The 1,492-nt window shown below is 60.7% G+C and carries 1 protein-coding gene; it reads left to right on the forward strand.

The annotated features are described in order from the left end of the window. The first annotated feature begins 248 nt into the window (after positions 1-248). Complete coding sequence (locus E3O25_RS09040) at positions 249-1,457, forward strand: IS30 family transposase (protein WP_241988552.1); 1,209 nt, start codon at positions 249-251, stop codon at positions 1,455-1,457. The last annotated feature ends 35 nt before the right edge of the window (positions 1,458-1,492 follow it).

A 1,492-nucleotide genomic window follows, 5' to 3' on the forward strand; every position in this document is an offset into this window, starting at 1 on the left:
CTTGGGTTCTACTGGTCGTTGCAACACCCAGACTCTTGGGAGTTTGTATGACCACGTTAAACCCGACCAATGAGCCCTCGACCGACGAACAGAATCCGTGCGCGGACAAGGCGTCTTTTCTGGCTCTGCTGGAGCGACTTGGTGACGTGACTTCTGCCTCGGCTGAGCTGGGCATCAACCGCGGCACTGGCTACCGTTGGGCGCGCAGCGTTGGGATTCGAGGGCCGAAACCGCACCCTGGGCGTGAGATGTTCCGTGAGCTCCGCGCGGCTGGCACTCCCCGCCGTGAGGCGGCCGCTTTGGCCGATGTCGATATCAGGACTGCCGTCGACTGGGACAAAGGGATCCGTAAATCGAACAACCGGCGTATTTACCCAGACGGCCGCGTGATCGAGTACACAGGAAATGTGAACCGCACTCCGACAGCAAAAGCCATAGAGCTAGCCGCGCTTGAGAAACAAATCAATGTTCGTTACCTCTCTTTAGTTGAGAGAGAAACGATCCGGGATCTTCACGTTGCCGGCGGCTCCCTGCGAACAATCGCCACATTGATGAGCCGGTCCCCGTCCACAATCAGCCGCGAGATTGCCCGAAACCGCCAACCCGAACACGGGGAATATCAGCCCTACTCCGCACATCGACTAGCCGCCAGTCGTCGTCCGAGGCCTAAGGACTTGAAATTTCATGCTGAGGTGCAGCTGCGCGAATACGTCGCCAAGAAACTTGGCGTGCGCTGGTCTCCCGAGCAGATCAGTCAGGCCCTGATCAGGGAATTCCCCACGACCGACACCATGCGGGCAAGTCCTGAAACAATCTATCAAGCTCTCTATTCTCCAGCCCGCAGCGGCCTCCGCCGGGACCTCACCGCGAAGTTGCGCACCGGCCGATCGCGACGCAAACCTCGAAGAAGCAGCGAGACACGCCGGTCACGATTCGTGGACCCCATGACCATGATCTGCGACCGTCCCCCGGAAGTGGAAGACCGATCCGTTCCCGGCCACTGGGAGGGTGATCTCATCACCGGCGCCCACAACAGGAGCGCGATCGCCACGCTTGTGGAACGCACGACTCGCTTCGTGATCCTCGTGCACCTGCCCGTCGATCACACCGCCGAATCAGTTCGCGACGGCCTCGTGGCCGCGATGAACATCCTCCCCGCACATCTACGCGGCTCTCTGACCTGGGACCAAGGTGTCGAGATGGCGCATCACACTGCCATCCGCCTTGGCACAAACATGGACGTCTACTTCTGCGACGCAGCCAGCCCCTGGCAACGCGGATCCAACGAGAACACCAACGGCCTACTACGCCAGTACTTCCCCAAGGGCACCAACCTCTCCACCTACACCGCCGACGACTTACGCGCGGCAGCACACGAGCTCAACGAACGCCCACGGAAGACGCTCGACTGGGACACCCCCGCCGAGCGCTTCGCTAAACTGCTGACTACTGAATAGACCACCCGGTGTTGCAACGACCCCCAGAAACCGCC

Source organism: Cryobacterium sp. TMT1-3 (assembly GCF_004402315.1).
Classification (GTDB): Bacteria; Actinomycetota; Actinomycetes; order Actinomycetales; family Microbacteriaceae; genus Cryobacterium; species Cryobacterium luteum.

Bases quoted from the DNA above. Each gene is read 5' to 3' on its own strand.
- E3O25_RS09040 (WP_241988552.1), top strand. From the start codon at position 249: ATGTTCCGTGAGCTCCGCGCGGCTGGCACTCCCCGCCGTGAGGCGGCC.